Below are 13,825 nucleotides of genomic sequence, written 5' to 3'. Positions count from 1 at the left end.
GGGACCCGCGTACTCGGTTCGGCCCAAGCGTGACGTAGGTTGCGGAGCGTTTTGTTCCACAAGCTGCTCGTACGAGGAGGGGCCCCGAGGTGAGCGAGAAGAAGGATCCGGGCGTCTGGCAGGGCTTCAAGGCCTTCCTGATGCGCGGGAACGTCGTCGACCTTGCGGTGGCGGTGGTGATCGGTGCCGCGTTCACCAACATCGTCAACGCGGTGGTGAAGGGCATCATCAACCCGGTCGTCGGAGCCATCGGGACCAAGAACCTCGACCACTACAGCTCGTGCCTGAGCTCGTCCTGCCGGGGCGAGCAGGGCATCCAGATCCTGTGGGGTTCGGTTCTCGGCGCCGCCCTGAGCTTCGTGATCACCGCGGCGGTCGTCTACTTCCTGATGGTCCTGCCCATGGCGAAGTACCTGGCCCGGGTGGAAGCGCGCCGGAAGGCGAAGGAGGGCACGCAGGAGGTCCTCGAAGTCACCGAGCTGGAGGTGCTGAAGGAGATCCGGGACGCCCTGGTCGCCCAGCGCGGCTCGGGGCACGACCGGGATTAGCGCGACGGCTTCAGAGGTGGTGGGGCGGCTTCTCGTCGAGGAAGCGCTTGAGGTCCGCCGCGCTGCCGCCGGAGTCGGTGCGCTCGCCCCAGCCGCGGTCGGTGTCGTCGGAGGACTGCTGGTCGAGGGGGTCGTCGAAGACCAGCGCGGGCTTCGGCTCGCGCGGCTCGGGGCCGGGGACGGTACTCATGCAACCAGGGTACGGTCGCGGAGAAAAACCCCGCGCCTTCTGCTGTGCTGGGACGCATGACGTCCAGTCCCCCTCCCCCGCCCGTCCCCTCCGCCGCGCCCGGCCACCAGGGGCCCCTGCGCAGGCTCCGGGCCCGAGGCCGCGACGAGGAGCACCGCACGGCCTCGCCGCTGGAGCTCTTCTTCGACCTGTGCTTCGTCGTGGCCGTCGCCCAGGCGGGCGTCGAGCTGGTGCACTCCGTCGCCGAGGGACACGCGGGACGGGGGATCCTCGACTACGCGATGGTGTTCTTCGCCCTGTGGTGGGCGTGGACCAACAGAGCAACACCTTATCGCGGGTGCCCTGACCAGCGCAGATGAACGAACAACCCCGCCCGGCTGCGCGAGGGGACCGACGCACGAACGGGGCAGCAGGCCCGCCCCCAACCGCACCGCACCGACACGGCCACGGGAGGAGCGGGAGACTCACCACGGCAAGGGCTCAAGCGTCCCGCCAGCACACGAGGGGCAAGCAACTACCCACTTCCGTCTGCAAGTTGGGCAGCCATCGAACCCCCAGCAGTCGGGGCACCAGATCACCCGACTACCGGCGCACATTCCGCACAGCTCAGAAAGGGCAGCGAGGCACTCAAGCGGGGACGGCTCGCCCTGATCGAACGGGCGCCGTCCGGCGCGAGGCTTAGGCGCCTCAGGGGCGCTTGCCATGGGGATGCGTCCGGATTACCCGCGCAGCCTCAAACCGGTCTCGCGCATTACCGGCACGCCTCGCTGCCTCAAGCGCCGTCTCAGCGTCAGAGCACGTACCGCACCCGCTTACGGGATGCGCCGCGTATAGCCACCCGTCCAGCGGCAGATCTACCGGCGGTTCGGGATAGCGCAGAGGTTCAGTCATTGCCCAACCCCCACACCTGGTTCTCCCCGGCTCGCTGCCTGTGCGACTCGCTGTCCCTCATGGTCGTGATCTTCCGACTGTCACCAGGACGTTGGAACCTCGCACGTTTCCCACTGTGGGACGTCCCGCAGGGGGTAAAACGTCCTTAGCAACGTCCGTAGTACGGGGAGGGGTTGACCATGCGGAACGAGCGCCTACGGGCAGTCATGGCGTCCGGGGGATGGACGCACGAGGAGCTAGCGAAGAAAACCGGAGTAGATCCCAAGAGCGTTGAACGGTGGGTCAACCTAGGGCGGGTGCCGAGACGCACAACCGCATTCAAGGCAGCAGAGGCACTAGGGGAAGACGTACATGCCCTTTGGCCAGCACTGCGCCAGGCACGGCCAGCAAGAGCAGTGAGCCCCGAACTAGTCGCACTGTACGAGCAGCGCGCCAATCTGCCTGTATCCGCGTACGTCGACCTATTTACGCAAGCACGGGAAAGCATTGACGTGCTGGTCTACGCGGCTGTCTTTCTGCACGAGGCATATCCGCGACTCAACGACCTATTGAGCGAGCGAGCAGAGGCCGGCTGCCAAATTCGGATCGCACTAGGCGACGCTGATAGTGAGAACATCAAGCAGCGCGGGAAAGAAGAACGCTTCGGCCACGGGATCGAATCACGATGCCGCCTCGCTGCCTTGCACTACAGGCCATTGCTGGGGACGCGAGGAATCGAGCTACGCACCCACAGAACAACGCTCTACAACAGTGTCTATCGAGCAGACGGCGAAATGCTCGTCAATGCTCACGTGTTCGGTGTGAACGCTTACGGGGCTCCCGTATGGCACCTGCGCCGGAACACAGACGGCGGCATGTTCGACACCTACGCCGACAGCTTCAACACAGTCTGGGAATCCGGCACACCCGTCGAGAAAGGCTAGGCATGGCACGCACTGAGTATTACGACGACCCGCAAGCCCCGGAACCTAACAGCCTTGTTGTCGCTGCCTCAGCAGTCGTCACAGATGATCAGGGGCGCATTCTCCTACAGCGCCGGAAAGACAACGACCTATGGGCACTCCCCGGCGGGGGCATGGACATGAGCGACTCGCTACCGGGAACGGCTGTGCGCGAGGTGAAAGAGGAAACCGGCTTTGACGTAGAGATCACGGGCCTAGTCGGCACGTATACGGACCCTCGCCATGTCATCGCTTACAGCGACGGGGAAGTGCGACGCCAGTTCAACGTGTGTTTCGAGGCTCGTATCACCGGGGGCACGCTCACCGTTTCTGACGAGTCATCAGATGTGCGTTTCGTGAGAACTGATGAGGTCACCTCACTACCCATGCACCACACCCAAAGGCTACGCATTCAACACTACTTGGAAAATCGCTCGGCCCCCTATTTGGGATAGGTGCTAATCGCCGAACACAGCGCAGCCCAGGAACACAAAAGGCCCCGTACTAGCCGCCAATCAAAGGGCAGCAGTACGGGGCTTACGTGTACACGGTCACTCAGTAGCGGCCCATTCGGTCACGCGCTGATCATGTTCCGGGGTCCGGTAATCATCGTCAGACGAACGCTGGGAAAAGCGCCGACGGGAACGGGCAGCGAGGAACGCCGTCCGGTCTACGGGCGGGATCTCCCACAAGGGCCGCTCAAGTGCCTCAGGTGTCGCCAGCCAACGGGCCACAGCAGCCGCATAGGTGGTCACTGGGCATCATCCTCGCTGACACTTGTTTGTAGAGGCCGCTTCAGCGCCTCCAACCATTCCGGATCACGCGCAGCGAACGGATCAAGCGCGTTACCCCAATTGATGCGCTGCAAGATATGAGCCTCACGCGCCGTAATACGGTCACCATCAAGGTGGCGAACGATCACAGCATGGAAAGAATGAGCTGTAGCCCGGTCGACGGGACCCGCAGAACGGAACGCGTCGAACAATGCCGGAAACACGGGACTACTCAAGGCCGTTCACCAGTCTCAGCGCAGCCGACGACGCCTCAGTCGGCGCAGCGTCGTAATCCTCGTAATCGGCACGGCCATTCTTTGCCATAGCCTTGTTACGCGCAGCAGCATACGGAGTAAGGCCAAGGGAATTCTGCAACGCACGTATGCCAGCCGAGTACATATTGATGACCGTCGTTGCCGGGTTCTTAACCGGCACACCGTTAGCGCCAGTCAAAATCATGCCGTGCTCACTGATGTGTCGTTCCGCCTCAGCAACACGAGCAACTGACAGGCAATATGTTGCTGCCGCATCCCGCTGACTCAGGCTCACGTCAATGTCAGCGACCATGCGTGCCCAAGCAGCCGACGCATCCGCACTCGTCTGTCCATTGGCGCCAAACTCAGCGCCCCAATCAGGTTCATAAGTCATTTCAAGATCCTCGGTTTGTCACGGAAAAGGTCGAGGCCCCCCGCGCTAGCTCTCTTCCTCACTGCCGAGTGACCTACAGGCCCGGAGGGGGGCCCTGCCCAGGGGGGGAGGGGCAGCGAGGCGAGGCAGTCACGGAATGCAGTAGCTGCACGCGTCCACACGCCCGGCTCATCGCCTTTCACACGCCAGGCGCACGCCTGCCTCATCCGCAGAATCACAGCCCGTCTCAGAGCCGCTCAGAGCCTCAGCAACCCTGAGCGCGTGCATGTGCCTCGCGCGCTGAACTGCGCATGCCTCAAAGAAGAATCAACCCAATGCATGACGCATGAGCGAGGAGCTTGAGCAAGGCGAATAGACCAGCGATGATCAAGGCGAATGAGTGCAATGAGTCAGGTACTGAATTCAGTACCTGCTGTGCACAGACACACAGCAGACACCGACACAGACAGCAGCAGACCATGCCGAGCTATAGCACTGGCTCTGCGCTGACCAATCCCCCAGGGAATACAGGGCAGTTGGTCACGGGCACGGCTATGGGCAGGGGCCTCGCACATAGGCAGGGGGGGTGCCTCATATACATGCCGGGGGCTCATACAGACAGCCGGGGGCATAGACACCAAAGGCCCCCCAGCCAAAGGCCAGGGGGCAATGGTCTAACGACTAAGCGGCAGCGTTCTGAATACGAACGTGAGCAGCGGCACGAGGAAAGGCGAATCCGACACGCATAGTGCCCTTAACCGCCACACGGTCGGACGTGAAGAACACCGACTTATCAACCTCAACGCTCGTGTCCTCACGGACAACAATCAGCGCATCCGCCTTGCTGATGCCGTAGACAGCGTCAGCAGGAGCGTACGGAGAAACAAACACTGGCCGGCCAAGAATCGTTCGGCGACCCTCAGCGGTCAGGTCACCGTTTAGAAGAGCCTGATTCGAACCGGTCGCCGTCTTAAGCTGCGCAACCTCAAGCGCCGTAGCAGCACTCATGATCCACGCATTGACGTTGCCCCCCGCAGCCTCAGACAGCGACAGCGCATGCTCGAACGGGTCAAGGTTCGTGTACGCGACCGGCGCATCAACCGTGGAAATTCCCTCAAGCGTGGCCAGACCCTCAGGGTTAGGCGACGCAAGCGAATTGAGTAGCGCGTTGTCCACGCTGTTAGCAATCTGCCGGGCAATCGACCGACCGACCTGATCGCTCGCGGACGGGTTCGAGTCATTCGCCATTTCCCGAGAGATGATCGTCAGACCCGCAAACTTAGCGGGGACAACCGTGATCTCATCAAAGACAGCGTCAGACGGCTGAATCTCCGCACCCTCGGCAACAGCGCCAATGGTCACATCAGAGGCGAGGATGGGCACCCGGTACTCGCGGGCACCCGTGTTGACGATAGATCCGGTCTGCATAGCGACCGAAAGAGCCTCAACAGGCTTGGTGACTAGCTCACCGAACTCAGGCGGTAGAACACCCTGGACACCGGGCGTGGAAGTGTAGATAGCCATTGCGGCACATCCGTTCTTTCTGTGTGGTTACTGGGGAAATCCCGGTCGCCACGGGCGAGACGGGTTGCGCCGCAGGCGCGTACGTGAAAGGCCGCCGACCCACCTGGGGTACATGCGGCCTTTCGGGAAAACTCGATATTCAGTTAGGCGCAGCAGCGATTAGCCGCGTAGGGCGTCACGCCACGACGGAGCAGACACAGCACCGGAAGAACGCTGAGCACCGCCAACGCTCCCCCAACCCTTGGCCTTAGCCAGACCAGGGCGAGACTCAATCAGCGCCTCAACGGCCGTGCTGAGAGCGTCCTCATCAACTTCGCCAGCCTGATTGAGAAGATCAGAAACCTTGTGCTTACCGAGATCAAACAGATCAGCAGGCACGGAAAGACGGCCGCTCACTCGCTGTTCAATGTCCCGCCGGATAAGCGTGTTCACGCGGTCCGTAAGAGCCTCAACACGGCCCTCAGCGTCACGCAGCTTGCGCCGGTACTTGGCAGCCTCACTGTTCGCAGAATCGGCAGGCTCAGCAGGAGTAGCGGGGTTGGCAGGAGTCTCAGGAGTCTCAGACATAGGTGTGTTTCCTCTTTGGGGCGCGGGATATGGAAAATGGCCCCAAACCAGCGAACATGAGCAGACACGTTCGCCGATTTGAGGCCAATCGACAGGCGCACGGTTAAGAAGCCTGCCGAAGTGTGAGAAAGCAGCGGTCTGCTCACGCTGCCGAAACCTGCGGGGCGGGTACAGGTACTGAATTCAGTATCTGCGTGGCATGCCCCCGGAAATCACACGGACTACCGGGGGCACACTCACACCCTCCCGCGCCGCGAGGGAGAATTTGAAGAATGGGGAGCAGTGGCCTGGACAACGCCAGGCCACCTGTACACGCCCTAACTAATGAGCGGCCGCCGACTACGAACACAGAGGCCCGGACCCGTAGGCCCGGACACCCATGCGTTTCTGTAGCGCGAGCATCCCGCTCACTGTCTACTAGAACGCAGACGCTGCCTAATGAGCCTCAAAATCGCCCGGCAAGACTCGAAGCCCGAATTCCTTTGCCTATCCTTTACCTTCATTCCCTCAGATATCAGAGCGTAGAGCAAGGTTCTTGTACTCATCCCTACACGAACAAAAACCCCTCAGAGCCGCTCTCAGGCGCTGAGGGGTCCACATGAGCCAGAGACACGCCAGACTCATTCCAGGCGCCCTACGGGGCCATTCTGTGGCTCTGAGGGGGACGCTACGGACTACCCAAGCTTGATTCCGTACAGCCAGATACCATCCTGACGCTTCTTACGGACAGCTCCACGCTCCTCAAGCGCGCGATAAAACGAGATGCGACGAACAGGCATCACCTTAGGAATACCGAGCCGATCACATATCTGACTGCACCAATCCTCGTAAATCTCATACAGCACACTGCCCATAATCCGATCCGTCTCATCACCCTGAACAAACAGCCCAGGGAAGAATGATGACAGCGGGTCATGCGTACGGAACGCGTACAGGTCGATTCGCTGCCGCTTCACCTCAATAGTTGCTCGCAGCTCCTCACACTTAGCTTCCGCACGAGCAATTCGCTCCTCAGCGGCCTCACGCAATACCTGCTCCTCAAGGATGGCCTGACGCGTAGCCACACGGTCAATATGCGCGCGCTGCTTGGCGTCATACCGAGCGGACGCAGCCTCACGCAACGGGGCGATTTCAGCGGCCAGGCCGGCAAACCCCACACGATGAAATGCACCGTCGAACTGCGAATGATGCTGAGCACACATCGCCTGATACCGAGCAGGATCATCGGACCACGTAAGGCCGTCCGCTTGACGCTCCTGCGGACAAGACCAGTCATAGCACCACTGGTCTGCGAAACCACCACACCAGACACACACATTCACAGCGGCACGGCCGTGCAGATCCACCACAGCAGCATGCGCATTGCGGTACTCGGTTACAGCCTTCAACACAAACCCCTTACCTAGAGCAGGACGGAAACGACAGAGGATTAAGCGGCGCTACGGCGAGCACGATGAGCCGCCACACGGCAACGCGTCGAGCAAAAGCGCGGGACCGGACCACTCCGATACTCAGAATCCTTGTAAATGTCCTCCCCGCACCGATCACATGTCTTGAGGGTGGCCTCTTCGATTCGGTCATCAATCACGGCTTGCGCCTCAAGTCGAGCGGCACGCCGAGCAGCAAGGCACGGCTCAGCGAAAGGGTCATTCTCTCCGCACCGAACCTTTTTAGGGGATGTCAGGTACATCTTTCGCCCACACGACGCACAAGCCTTGTGCTCAGGTAGCCCAAGCTCAATTCGGCGCTGCTCCCAGCGTGTCTTACGGGAAGCTGCCGTGTTGCACGTTGCGGAGCAGTACGCGCGCTGCTTGTTCTTTAGCTCTGCATCGCACACGAGACAATTGGTGTGCCCGGTCATCACAATCTCCTCACTAAGCCGCCGACACGCAGTCGACAGTGTTGCGACTCGTTACAGGGGTACTAGACCGCAAGCGCTGCCTCAGCCTCACTAGGCGGCGCGAGGGGTGCGGCTCCTCGCTGCTGTTACGAACCAAAATGAGACCGACCATAGACTTACAGGTGTAGCTGCATAGGGCTTAAGAGTGAGTTGTATGGATGGATGTACCCCTATAGACCAAGTCATTTTGTCTCGTTACAAGCCTTTGAAACTCCGCTCCTCGCTGTCGGCGCAGCCGGAAACCCCCATACCTGACGGGGTGTCAGGTGAGTACAGTCCCGGCTCATCGCCCGACACAGGACAGCGAGAGAGTCGGGCGGGAACGGGGGCCTCTCTTGCCCTCAGAACGGGCCTCAGGCGCTCCGCACGCCGTCACCGGTCCCTGAGGTCACCGGGGTTCCCGTCGGCCCTCAGACGGCCCTCAGCGGCTCCTCGGCAGCCTCGCCCCCGGTAGCCCTCAGAGGCTCTGTGCGCCCGTCTCAGGGCATGCGAGAACCCCGCCCGGTCACGGGGACCGAACGGGGCTCTTGGGCGTTGCTAACGGCTGTCAGCGGCTCTCAGGCTGCCCAAACGGGCTACTGCGCCGAACATTCGCGAATGCTGTTTCCCACTCCTCGTCACTTCGCTGAGTTTCCTTGTCTCGCCAATCGACCACTAGCCGATCAATGATCGGGGTTCGATCCCCCTTGTGCTTGGCCGGGGCCATCGTCACCGACTTGATCGCCGCTTTCAGCAGTGCGCGCCGTCCCTCGATTCCCTCGCCGTTCCAGATGGCTGTCAGTGCCTCAGCGTCCATCAGCGGGGAGAGGTCAGCGTCATTACTCAGTTCCGCCAACTCCGATTTGAGCGCGGCAATCTGCCCGCTGATCTGTTCGCGCAGCCGGTCAAACCTTTCTTCATCCATCTTTCCGAGAACAAAGAACTCTTTCTCCAATCTCATTTCTCGGCCTACTGCTTGCTCCAGCGCTGCGGTTACGTTGCGCTTTCGGTCCTCTGCGGCCGGGTCCCGATATTGGAGCCACCGGCGCGCGATGTTCTGAATGGTTTCCGATTCGGGGGTGAGGCTGAGAATGTGCGCCGTCCACAGTTGCGTAATAGCGTCCTCGGCCCGCTCCCGCTGTGTCGACGCACCAGGGCATACGGACGGCCCCTGTACGGCACGGTTGCGACAGTTGTAGTTCCGTCCCCCGTTCCCCATAGGACCCCAGCAATTCGGACACTTGAAGAGCCCCGTAAGAATCGTCACTGGCTGTCGGATTCCTCGGCGCTTGCTGCCAATGGCCGACCCCGAACCTGCGCGGGACCTGCCGGAGATCAGAGCGCGAATCTTGACGAATTCTATGTACGTTACGACACCTTCACCGCAGGAAACCGGTTCGCCTTTTGCGTTCATCAACGGTTCGGCCGTGCGCCGGTATTTGTCCGTCGCGTTCCCGTTTTCGTCCATCACGCGTTCACGGTTCGGTACGAGACCGGCCCATGCCGGAGACATTGTCAGGTGAATGATCGTCTGTGCGCGCCATTTCTTGCCGTAGCGCGTAGTGATTCCCTCGCCGTTCAGTTCCTCGGCAATGCTGGCCGGGGTGCGGGTGGCCAACAGAAGATCAGCGATGCGGCGGGAAGTCGGATACTCCGCACCTCGTCGCAGCTTCCCCGAACCCTTGGGCGACTCCAGACCGAACGGTGTCACTCCGCCGGTCCAACGCCCGTCGGCCTTGTTCGAGTCGATTCCGATTTTCGTGAATTCGGCAATGTCTTTGGCTTGGTCGCGCGCTTGCTCCGAGAGGAACGCCAGCACCATTCGAGACTTGCGCGAGTCCAGGTGTTCCGCGCACACGTAGATACGCGCTTGTTTTTCCTCAAACGTGTCGAGGAGCAAACCAACCTGGCCCATCCCCCGACGGGAAAGGCGGGAAGTCTTGAGCACGTACAGGGTCTTGGATAGCCCCGCGACGATTGCTGCCGTGGCACTCTCGAATTCCTCGCGCCGCACATATGCCTTGCTCGCGCTTTTTTGCTCAAACCACACACGGCGAATCTGCGTGCTGTCGCGTCGGGCCTGTTCGCACATGATGCGGACATGCGAGCGCAGCGAGGACAGCGTGTCTTTCTTCTTGCTGCGTCGGACGTACATCTCTGCCAGCGCGGACGGTTCGCCGGTTGCCGGTTCCCACAGTCCAAGCTCTTTCAGCTCGCTGTCCTCGAACCCGAGTGAGCGCAGCGCGGGGAGGTCTTCCCGTTCCATCTGTCATCCGTTCGCCGAAGCCGTCCCGCTTCGACCTACAGAGCGCAAGGGATGCCCACCATCCCGTTTCCGCAGGTCAACGCGGTGTTGGACCGTTGGTTCACGGGTGGGCGTGGATGAACTTCACCTGGTTCGCCTCGGCGTACGACAACGACGACGTCCTCTACCGGGTCGTGACGCTGGTGCAGATCGCCGGTGTGCTGGTCCTGGCGGCGGGGGTCTCGCGGGCGTTCGAGGAGCACGAGTACCTCGTGGTCTGGCTGGGCTACGCGATCATGCGGGTGGCCATGTCGGCGCAGTGGCTGCGGGCGGCCCGGGCGGCCGAGGGCCCGGAGCGAAGGACGGCCCTGCGCTACGCCGGCGGCGTGCTGGCGTGCCAGGTCGGCTGGCTGGGGCTGCTGTTCCTGCCCGAGGGGGCCCGGCCCTGGTGGTTCCTGGTGATGGCGCTGCTGGAGATGTGCGTGCCGCTGTTCGCGGAGCGGGGGTACACCACGTCCTGGCATCCCCGCCACATCGCGGAGCGGTACGGGCTGTTCACCATCATCGTGCTCGGCGAGACGATCGCGGCGGCCACGGTCGCGGTGAAGTCCGGCATCGACGAGAACGACGCGCTGGGCGAGCTCCTCCCCGTCGCGGCGGGCGGGCTGCTGATCATCTTCGCGGCGTGGTGGATCTACTTCGCGGTACCCATCCACGGCCATCTGCGGTCCAACCGGCAGGCGTTCCTCTGGGGCTACGGCCACTACCTGGTGCTCGCGTCGGCGGCGGCGATCGGGGCGGGGCTGGAGGTGGCGGTGGAGGAGACGGTCGGCAAGGCGCACATCACCACGCTGGCGGCGTCGGCGGCCGTGACCCTGCCGACTGCTCTGTACCTGCTCACGCTGTGGGCCCTGCACTCGCGCCACTTCAAGCGGGGCATCACCCAGCAGCTGGTGCTGCCGACGACGGCCCTGCTGGTGATCTGCTGCACGTTCCTGGGGCACTGGGCGGTGTTCGCGGCGGGGGTGGTCTGCGCGCTGGCGGTGGTGGCCGGAGAGACACTGGCGGCCACCCGCCCGGCGTGATCCCCGGGGCGGGCCGGCTGGACGAGACTGTGCGGCATGACAGTTGACGCACTGACGGATGTCGCCGGACTGCGGGTGGGGCACGCGACGCGTACCGGCGACGGTTGGCTCACCGGCACCACGGTCGTGCTCGCGCCGGAGGGCGGGGCGGTGGCCGCCGTGGACGTGCGGGGCGGCGGGCCCGGCACCAAGGAGACGGACGCGCTGGATCCACGCAACGTGGTGCGGACGGTGGAGGCGGTCGTGCTGACCGGCGGCAGCGCGTACGGGCTCGACGCGGCGTCGGGGGTGATGGCCTGGCTGGAGGAGCGGGGGCGCGGCATCCGGGTCGGGCCGGATCCGGCGCATGTCGTGCCGGTGGTGCCCGCGGCCTGCGTCTTCGACCTGGGGCGGGGCGGCGACTTCCGGGCCCGGCCGGACGCGGCGACCGGCCGGGCCGCGGTCGAGGCGGCCGCGGCGAGCGAGCCCGGCGCGCCGGTGCCGCAGGGGTGCGTGGGCGCCGGCACCGGAGCGGTGACCGGTGTGGTGAAGGGAGGTGTCGGGAGCGCGAGCACGGTGCTCGGCTCGGGAATCACGGTGGCCGCGCTGGTGGTGGCCAACGCGGCGGGGTCGACGGTGGATCCGGAGACAGGGGTGCTGTACGGGGAGTTGTTCGAGGGGAGGGTGGAGTACCCGGCGGCGGACGTCCACGCGGCTGCGCGGCGGCGTCTGACGGAGACGGCCGCGCGGAGCACGCCGCCGCCGCTCAACACCACGCTCGCGGTGGTCGCCACGGACGCGGAGCTGTCGAAGGCACAGGCACAGAAGGTGGCCGGCACGGCGCACGACGGCATCGCCCGGGCGGTGCGCCCGGTGCATCTCCTCAACGACGGGGACACGGTGTTCGCTCTGGCGACGGGTGACCGCGCGCTGGACGCCGCGGACCCGCTCGCCCTGAACGAGATCCTGGCGGCGGGCGCGGACATGGTGACGCGGGCGATCGTCCGGGCCGTGCGGGCCGCGGAGCCGGTCGACGGTCCTGGCGGGGCGTGGCCGTCGTACGGGGAGCTGTACGGGGGGCGCTGAAGCGTTGCACGGGGGCTGTACGGGGGGGCGCTGAAGCGCTGAACAGGCCCGCGGGGCACAGCGGATGCACAGCCGGGCTGGAATTTGTCGCGGTTCTGTCACGTGACGGCCCTCATGGGGAACGGACGGAACCCGACCGGTTCCCCCGCCCCTCTTCTCCCACGTACTGGAGCGGATCACGCAACATATACGAACTGGGAGCAGCCCGTGACAACGCCGAACATTTCAGCGCGGCGCACTCTGGGGGCCTGTGCCGCCCTGATGGTCGGCGCCCTGACGCTCACCGCCTGCGGTGGCAGCGCCAACGCCAAGGACGACGAGAAGAACGGCGAGGGCGGCACCAAGACGTCCGTCGCGAAGATCGCCATCTCGGCCAAGGACGGTTCGACCGGCGCGTCCATCAACTCCACCGGGGTGAAGGTCAGCGACGGGAAGCTGACCGAGGTGAAGATGACGGTGGCGGACGGCGGGCAGACCGTCGCGGGCTCGGTCTCCGGTGACGGCAAGGCGTGGAAGCCGAAGGAGCAGCTGGAGCGCGGCACCAAGTACCAGATATCGGCGACCGCCAAGGACGCGGAGGGCCGGACGGCCGCGGCCAACTCGATCTTCACGACGGTGACGACGTCGAACAGCTTCATCGGGACGTACACGCCGGACAACGGCACGACGGTCGGTGTGGGCATGCCGGTGTCGTTCACCTTCGACAAGGCCATCACCGCGCGTGAGGACGTGCAGTCGCACATCACGGTGACGTCCAGCAGCGGGCAGAAGGTCGTCGGGCACTGGTTCAACGGGCAGCGGCTCGACTTCCGGCCGCAGGAGTACTGGAAGGCCGGTTCCAAGGTCACGATGAAGATCGACCTGGACGGGGTCGAGGGCGCGGACGGCGTCTACGGGGTGCAGAAGAAGACGGTCACCTTCACGGTGGGCCGTTCGCAGGTCTCCACGGTCGACGTCAACACCCAGACCATGACGGTCGTGCGGGACGGCAAGACCGTCAAGTCGATCCCGATCTCGGCGGGCAGCGCGGAGCACACGACGTACAACGGGCAGATGGTGATCTCCGAGAAGTTCGTGCAGACCCGGATGAACAGCCGGACGGTCGGGCTCGGCGGGGAGTACGACATCCCGGACGTGCCGCACGCGATGCGGCTGACGACGTCGGGCACCTTCCTCCACGGCAACTACTGGTACAACAAGGGCAACCCGCCCTTCGGCCGCCAGGGCACCAGCCACGGCTGCGTGGGGCTCGCCGACGTCCAGGGCGCGGGGGGCAGCACGCCCGCCAAGTGGTTCTACGACAACTCCCTCATCGGGGACGTGGTGATCGTGAAGAACTCCCCGGACAAGACGGTGGCGCCGGACAACGGCCTCAACGGCTGGAACATGCCGTGGAGCCAGTGGGTCGCGGGCGGCACCTCCTGACCTGCCGAACGTCCGCCCCTGCCAGGGGTATTGACTGACCGAACCGGGCCGCGCGGGAACTTTTC

The 13,825-nt window shown here is 63.8% G+C and carries 12 protein-coding genes and 1 pseudogene; 7 read left to right on the top strand and 6 right to left on the bottom strand.

The window, feature by feature from the left end:
- Positions 1-89: 89 nt before the first annotated feature.
- The gene (gene mscL, locus ACFZDE_RS22775; protein ID WP_391202258.1) at positions 90-548 is read left to right on the top strand and encodes a large conductance mechanosensitive channel protein MscL; all 459 of its coding nucleotides are present in this window, start codon (positions 90-92) and stop codon (positions 546-548) included.
- Between the two features lie 10 nt (positions 549-558).
- Here mscL and ACFZDE_RS22770 read toward each other — a convergent pair whose 3' ends face one another.
- The gene (locus ACFZDE_RS22770; protein WP_030845027.1) at positions 559-738 is read right to left on the bottom strand and encodes a hypothetical protein; all 180 of its coding nucleotides are present in this window, start codon (positions 736-738) and stop codon (positions 559-561) included.
- 56 nt (positions 739-794) lie between these two features.
- Here ACFZDE_RS22770 and ACFZDE_RS22765 point away from each other — a divergent pair.
- The 3 genes and pseudogenes from ACFZDE_RS22765 to ACFZDE_RS22755 form a co-directional block, all read left to right on the top strand.
- Positions 795-1,055, top strand: a pseudogene (locus ACFZDE_RS22765) (low temperature requirement protein A); the annotation flags it as partial.
- 753 nt (positions 1,056-1,808) lie between these two features.
- Positions 1,809-2,552 (top strand): helix-turn-helix domain-containing protein, encoded by a 744-nt coding sequence (locus ACFZDE_RS22760; RefSeq protein ID WP_391202255.1) that lies wholly within the window; start codon positions 1,809-1,811, stop codon positions 2,550-2,552.
- Between the two features lie 2 nt (positions 2,553-2,554).
- A complete protein-coding gene (locus ACFZDE_RS22755) occupies positions 2,555-3,025 on the top strand; it encodes an NUDIX domain-containing protein (protein ID WP_391202252.1) in 471 nt (156 codons plus the stop codon).
- Between the two features lie 296 nt (positions 3,026-3,321).
- On the opposite strand, the gene ACFZDE_RS22750 is transcribed toward ACFZDE_RS22755, so the two are convergent.
- The 5 genes from ACFZDE_RS22750 to ACFZDE_RS22730 all read right to left on the bottom strand — a co-directional run bounded on the left by ACFZDE_RS22750 (position 3,322) and on the right by ACFZDE_RS22730 (position 10,206).
- A complete protein-coding gene (locus tag ACFZDE_RS22750; protein ID WP_391202249.1) occupies positions 3,322-3,567 on the bottom strand; it encodes a hypothetical protein in 246 nt (81 codons plus the stop codon).
- A 4-nt stretch (positions 3,568-3,571) separates the two neighbouring features.
- On the bottom strand, positions 3,572-3,991 hold the full coding sequence (locus tag ACFZDE_RS22745) for a P27 family phage terminase small subunit (RefSeq protein WP_391202246.1): 420 nt from the start codon (positions 3,989-3,991) through the stop codon (positions 3,572-3,574).
- A gap of 660 nt (positions 3,992-4,651) precedes the next feature.
- Positions 4,652-5,494 (bottom strand): phage major capsid protein, encoded by an 843-nt coding sequence (locus ACFZDE_RS22740; protein ID WP_391202243.1) that lies wholly within the window; start codon positions 5,492-5,494, stop codon positions 4,652-4,654.
- 1,241 nt (positions 5,495-6,735) lie between these two features.
- Positions 6,736-7,449, bottom strand: a complete 714-nt coding sequence (locus tag ACFZDE_RS22735) for a hypothetical protein (protein WP_391202240.1) — start codon at positions 7,447-7,449, stop codon at positions 6,736-6,738.
- Positions 7,450-8,508: 1,059 nt separating this feature from the next.
- Positions 8,509-10,206, bottom strand: coding sequence for a recombinase family protein (locus tag ACFZDE_RS22730; protein WP_391202237.1), 1,698 nt, complete (start codon positions 10,204-10,206; stop codon positions 8,509-8,511).
- A gap of 5 nt (positions 10,207-10,211) precedes the next feature.
- Between ACFZDE_RS22730 and ACFZDE_RS22725 the strand changes: the two genes are divergently transcribed.
- From ACFZDE_RS22725 to ACFZDE_RS22715, 3 genes are all read left to right on the top strand, one after another.
- Positions 10,212-11,270 carry a low temperature requirement protein A gene (locus tag ACFZDE_RS22725; protein WP_391202598.1) on the top strand — a complete coding sequence of 353 codons (1,059 nt, stop codon included), beginning with the start codon at positions 10,212-10,214 and terminating at the stop codon, positions 11,268-11,270.
- Between the two features lie 36 nt (positions 11,271-11,306).
- Positions 11,307-12,335, top strand: coding sequence for a P1 family peptidase (locus ACFZDE_RS22720; RefSeq protein WP_391202234.1), 1,029 nt, complete (start codon positions 11,307-11,309; stop codon positions 12,333-12,335).
- A 207-nt stretch (positions 12,336-12,542) separates the two neighbouring features.
- Entirely contained in the window at positions 12,543-13,760 is a 1,218-nt protein-coding gene (locus ACFZDE_RS22715; RefSeq protein WP_391202231.1) for an Ig-like domain-containing protein, read from the top strand.
- Positions 13,761-13,825: the final 65 nt, after the last annotated feature.

Source organism: Streptomyces sp. NPDC007929, from assembly GCF_042959065.1.
Classification (GTDB): Bacteria; Actinomycetota; Actinomycetes; order Streptomycetales; family Streptomycetaceae; genus Streptomyces.
The sequence above is the reverse complement of the archived record's forward strand: the minus strand, read 5'-3'. Positions and strand labels throughout refer to the sequence as shown.

Excerpts from the sequence above, each read along its gene's own strand:
- ACFZDE_RS22770 (WP_030845027.1), bottom strand. The coding sequence starts at position 738 with ATGAGTACCGTCCCCGGCCCCGAGCCGCGCGAGCCGAAGCCCGCGCTG.
- ACFZDE_RS22760 (WP_391202255.1), top strand. The coding sequence starts at position 1,809 with ATGCGGAACGAGCGCCTACGGGCAGTCATGGCGTCCGGGGGATGGACG.
- ACFZDE_RS22755 (WP_391202252.1), top strand. The coding sequence starts at position 2,555 with ATGGCACGCACTGAGTATTACGACGACCCGCAAGCCCCGGAACCTAAC.
- ACFZDE_RS22745 (WP_391202246.1), bottom strand. The coding sequence starts at position 3,991 with ATGACTTATGAACCTGATTGGGGCGCTGAGTTTGGCGCCAATGGACAG.
- ACFZDE_RS22740 (WP_391202243.1), bottom strand. The coding sequence starts at position 5,494 with ATGGCTATCTACACTTCCACGCCCGGTGTCCAGGGTGTTCTACCGCCT.
- ACFZDE_RS22730 (WP_391202237.1), bottom strand. The coding sequence starts at position 10,206 with ATGGAACGGGAAGACCTCCCCGCGCTGCGCTCACTCGGGTTCGAGGAC.
- ACFZDE_RS22720 (WP_391202234.1), top strand. The coding sequence starts at position 11,307 with ATGACAGTTGACGCACTGACGGATGTCGCCGGACTGCGGGTGGGGCAC.